The organism is uncultured Nitrospira sp. (assembly GCA_902500695.1).
In the GTDB taxonomy this organism is placed as follows: Bacteria; Nitrospirota; Nitrospiria; order Nitrospirales; family UBA8639; genus Nitrospira_E.
The window spans coordinates 1-4,425 of sequence record CABVRQ010000143.1 but is presented as its reverse complement, the minus strand read 5'-3'; the positions used below and the strand labels follow the sequence as shown (position 1 = coordinate 4,425).

5 protein-coding genes are annotated in these 4,425 nt (G+C 46.3%); all 5 read left to right on the top strand.

Annotated elements, in window-relative coordinates; all coding sequences use genetic code 11:
• Window positions 1–1,403, top strand: a 1,403-nt coding sequence (locus tag AAH187_RS18780) for a deoxyribodipyrimidine photo-lyase (protein ID WP_342350021.1), incomplete at its 5' end; no start/stop codon positions are given.
• Between the two features lie 564 nt (window positions 1,404–1,967).
• A complete protein-coding gene (locus AAH187_RS18775) occupies window positions 1,968–2,297 on the top strand; it encodes a thioredoxin domain-containing protein (RefSeq protein ID WP_342350020.1) in 330 nt (109 codons plus the stop codon).
• A 350-nt stretch (window positions 2,298–2,647) separates the two neighbouring features.
• The gene (locus AAH187_RS18770; RefSeq protein WP_342350019.1) at window positions 2,648–2,857 is read left to right on the top strand and encodes a response regulator; all 210 of its coding nucleotides are present in this window, start codon (window positions 2,648–2,650) and stop codon (window positions 2,855–2,857) included.
• A 235-nt stretch (window positions 2,858–3,092) separates the two neighbouring features.
• Window positions 3,093–3,767 (top strand): glutathione peroxidase, encoded by a 675-nt coding sequence (locus AAH187_RS18765; protein ID WP_342350018.1) that lies wholly within the window; start codon window positions 3,093–3,095, stop codon window positions 3,765–3,767.
• A 70-nt stretch (window positions 3,768–3,837) separates the two neighbouring features.
• The gene (locus AAH187_RS18760) at window positions 3,838–4,281 is read left to right on the top strand and encodes a hypothetical protein (protein WP_342350017.1); all 444 of its coding nucleotides are present in this window, start codon (window positions 3,838–3,840) and stop codon (window positions 4,279–4,281) included.
• The last annotated feature ends 144 nt before the right edge of the window (window positions 4,282–4,425 follow it).

The window sequence follows — 4,425 nt, the reverse complement described above, 5'->3', positions numbered from 1 at the left end:
TCTGGTTTCGCCAGGATTTACGCATCAAGGACAACCCGGCACTGTTAGCGGCCCATCAAACAGGTCACCCTATCCTTCCGTTATTTATTTTGGATGAGGAAAATAGCGGGGAATGGAAGTTAGGCGCGGCCAGCCGTTGGTGGCTGCATGAAAGTCTCAAGGCACTGAACGAAGAATTGGAGGGCAAGCTTTGCCTACAGACAGGATCGGCTCAAATGGTCCTGATGGACGTCATGCAAGAGGCAGGAGCAAGAGCGATATATTGGAACCGATGTTACGAACCCTGGCGAATTGCAAGCGATGCACGCATTCAAGAGACCTTGCAGACCCAAGGAATCGAGGTTCACACGTTTAACGGTTCCCTGCTCTTTGAACCCCAGACAGCACTTAAAAGTGACGGCACTCCCTATAAGGTGTTCACTCCCTTTTATCAAAATGGATGTCTCGGAAAGGGCAATGAACCTCGACGACCACAAAAAGCCCCAAAAGATTTACGACTTTCCACACACAGAAGTCTGGCACTGAAAGAATTGGACCTGCTACCAACCATCCCCTGGCACAAAAAACTTTCTAAGCATTGGGAGCCCGGAGAAGCTGGGGCACAAGCCCGACTGAAAGCTTTTCTCAAAAGCGGCCTCAACCACTACAAAGAAGGCCGGAACTATCCCTACAAAAAAAATGTCTCCCGATTATCGCCGCATCTGCATTTCGGAGAAATCTCACCGAATGAAGTGTGGCATGCCGCCAAACTACGCATGGGTGCCGAAGGATGGCGGAAAGACGGGGAAACGTTTCTGAGTGAGCTGGGCTGGCGGGAGTTTTCCCACAGTCTGCTCTTTCATTTCCCCGACCTCCCTCGAAAAAATCTGCAAACGAAATTTAATACCTTTCCCTGGCGTAAAGATCAGAAAGCCCTAAAAAGATGGCAACAAGGCCAAACCGGCTATCCCATCGTGGATGCCGGCATGCGTGAGCTGTGGGAAACCGGCTACATGCATAACCGCGTCCGCATGATTGTTGGATCCTTTCTGATCAAAAATCTCATGTTGCACTGGCACCTTGGAGAAGACTGGTTCTGGGATACCTTGGTGGATGCCGATCTGGCCAACAACAGTGCCAGCTGGCAATGGATCGCAGGCTGTGGGGCCGATGCGGCACCATTTTTTAGAATTTTCAACCCTGTCACGCAAGGAAAAAAGTTTGATGAAAATGGCGAGTATGTTCGGCGCTTCGTCCCAGAATTAAAAAAAATACCGGTAAAATACCTGCATAATCCATGGGAAGCGCCAGAAAACGTGTTGGCGGAGGCGGGTGTGCAACTCGGAGAAGATTATCCCCTGCCAATCGTCAAACTCGGCAGTTCCAGGGAGCGAGCGTTGGAAGTATTTTCGGGATTGACCTAATGATTACAAAAGATTCCATCAACGTAGTCAAAATGGGGCCAGGATTCCAATATTTCGATTCGTATTTTGACAAGTGCACCAAAATTATAAAGTATGAAGGTCTGATGCTACTGCAAGCCATCACCGTTGCCGACCAATGTTACGAAACGGCCTAAAGTTCGTTGGATTTCATAACCCGCTACATCTTTCGGGAGAGCTGTATTCGTTCTGTGACGGACATGAGCGGATCCTTTACTCGAGCAACAGACATGCGCATGTTGAATTTGGAAAAATTTTGGATTCATGAGGTCCGAAAACTTCTAACCTGGTCCAACAGCTTAAACAAAAACAGAAAGCAAATGGGGAATCCATGAATACATCCTTTGCACCGCAGAAAAAACCGTCATGGGGCTCTTCATCACAGAGAGGCTTTTACTTTTTCAGTTCTCAATTACCTCCGACCTAATGAACACTGAAAAGCAGCTGGATTAAATGCCCATAACAAGCGGGTGCAATCTTTTTAGGAAGTGAGAAAGACTCATCTACAAGAATCTTTTTTTAATGAAGGAATCGAGATCGGCGAACATGATTCAGGGAATAGTTGATCGAGAGTTTGATGGGATTATTGAAAAATCGCCCGTCCCTGTTTTGGTAGAATTTTGGCAGCCCGGCTGTGGCCACTGCCGAGCTCTGACCAAAGAATTAGAGCACATTCAGAATGAGCTTGGGGAACGCCTTCTTATCCTCACCATGAACGTGCAAGAGAATTTCCTCATTCCCGGTGAATTAGAGATTCAATCCCTTCCTACCTTAGCCCTATTTGTGAATGGGGAATTCGAGCAATTCATTGGTGGGATCGGGAAGAAGGACCAGATTCTCGAGCAACTCTTTCATTGGGTTAAAGGTTCCCATTAGCCCGGTTTGAGGGGTAATGTAAATTTTCACGAATTTTTACAAAACAGCTTGCCTCAAAGACCCTTCACACTTGGAGCAGCTTTGCCTGGCTTGTAAGGATTAAGATATCCCTTTTCTTCACCGCAAAATGTCCCCACCGTGCCCATCCCCCTCTGGTCACGCCATATTGTCAAAGGTTTCATCATATTCCATTGACGCCACAAGGACTGAAGTCGTTATGATAAAGATGAAGATAAAACGGCAATCAACCATATAGAAACGTTGATTGATGAATCAGGTGAACGTCCTATGGGCAAACGAATTCTGGTAGTTGATGACCAGGAAACCATATTCTGTATCTTCGCGACAGGTTGGAAAAAATTGCCTTTGAAGTGGCCACAGTCTCGAACGGGCTGGAGAGGCTTGAGGTCCTCAACACGGAATCCGTTTATGGGATTCTCCTTGATCTCGAAATGCCGATCATGGATGGCTTAGCTATGCTGAACCGGCTCCGGCAAAAATCTGAAGCAGTTCTGGTAATCGTTTTGACTACAGATCCCACCCGATCGACGATCGGTTAAGGCTATTGAAAGCGGGGGCAAGGACTATCTGGTTAAACCAATCTCGGATTAAATTTTCAAGCACAAATGTCTTCAGCTTTCCCTTAGAGCCCTATACATGTTTATGAGGAAAAAGTCCCGACACATAGTGATACGGTTGATAATTCTATCCAGGCTAATTGCCCTGACCGAAGATTCAGAATTACACTGGAGTAAACCAATGACTGGTTGTCCATCATCTTAAGGGGGATCCACCATGGCAGACCAAAATCTATTCGCTCCTCGTCATACCTTATTAGCCAGCATGTGTGCGCTGGTAATCCTTGGCGGATGCAGCCAAGACTATACAACCTCTATAGGAGAAGCAGTTGCCAATGAACCTCCGCCTCAAGGACTCTCTTCAAATCAATCGCCATCAAAACTTGATATCACAAAGGGTAGGCCTGCTTCACAAATTTACAACTTCACCATGGAAGATATCGATAATAAAGCACGCTCCCTCAACGAGTTCAAAGGACAGGTCATTATGATCGTGAATACGGCAAGCTTTTGTGGAAATACGCCGCAGTACGCCGGACTGCAAACGTTATATGAACGATACCGCGATCAGGGATTTACGATTTTAGCTTTTCCCGCGAATGACTTTGGCAAACAGGAACCTGGAGATAACAAGGAAATCGCCGAATTTTGCTATACGAAGTATTCCTTGGAATTCCCCTTGTTCAGTAAAATCACGGTGATTGGAGAACAGAAGCACCCCCTCTATCGCTATCTCACCGAAGACACCAACTTTAAAGGTGAGATCACATGGAATTTCCAGAAATTTCTTGTCAACCGCGAAGGAACTGTCATTGCTCGGTATGATCCTAAACAGAAGCCCCTGTCGCCACAGATCGTGGACGATATAGAAAACACCTTACGATCTTCCTAAACCTAGAATCGGCACTTATTTTTTGCAATTTATAAGAACTACTGATTTCCGAACAAGGTGTCTCTCATACATGAGAACACCTCCTTTGTCTGTCCCTTTCGTGGAAATGAAAGTGCAGAAACGTCCCCTTCAACGTTTCTTAAGCCAGGGGCGGGACATACAGATTTTTGGGATACTTTTACTTTTGGCAGGGACCTTGGATTTGGTGTGGATCGCCACCTACCCTCACTATGCACTCAAGGTTTTCGGCACAACTTTCAGCGGATGGGCTGGAGAATTTGTGAAATATCAACACCCCTTCATCCATTGGGTGTTGGGATATGGTTTTTTAAAAAAACACCTATGGGCATTCTGGGGTTACTTATTTTACCTCGGTCTCGGCTGCCTCAGTGAGCTGACGACCCAAGTCGTCGAAGGATTCCATACCACCCGGACAACCATGATTTTAGTCAGTCTTCTTTTTGGATGTTACATTTTCCTACGGCGGGCCGTGTTTTTGTCTTCTGATCCCTAAAAAGATTGGAGATGTTCGTCCACCCCATTAAAGTGACACCTATTCCAACTTGATCATTCTATAATCGGGAAGGGCGACTCCAACGCCAATGGCAGAAATTTGAATGCTGGAAAGGGAAGACGTCCGAATAGGACAGATCCTACT

Coding starts and splice junctions, on each gene's coding strand:
- AAH187_RS18765 (WP_342350018.1), top strand. CDS start 3,093: ATGGCAGACCAAAATCTATTCGCTCCTCGTCATACCTTATTAGCCAGC.
- AAH187_RS18775 (WP_342350020.1), top strand. CDS start 1,968: ATGATTCAGGGAATAGTTGATCGAGAGTTTGATGGGATTATTGAAAAA.
- AAH187_RS18760 (WP_342350017.1), top strand. CDS start 3,838: ATGAGAACACCTCCTTTGTCTGTCCCTTTCGTGGAAATGAAAGTGCAG.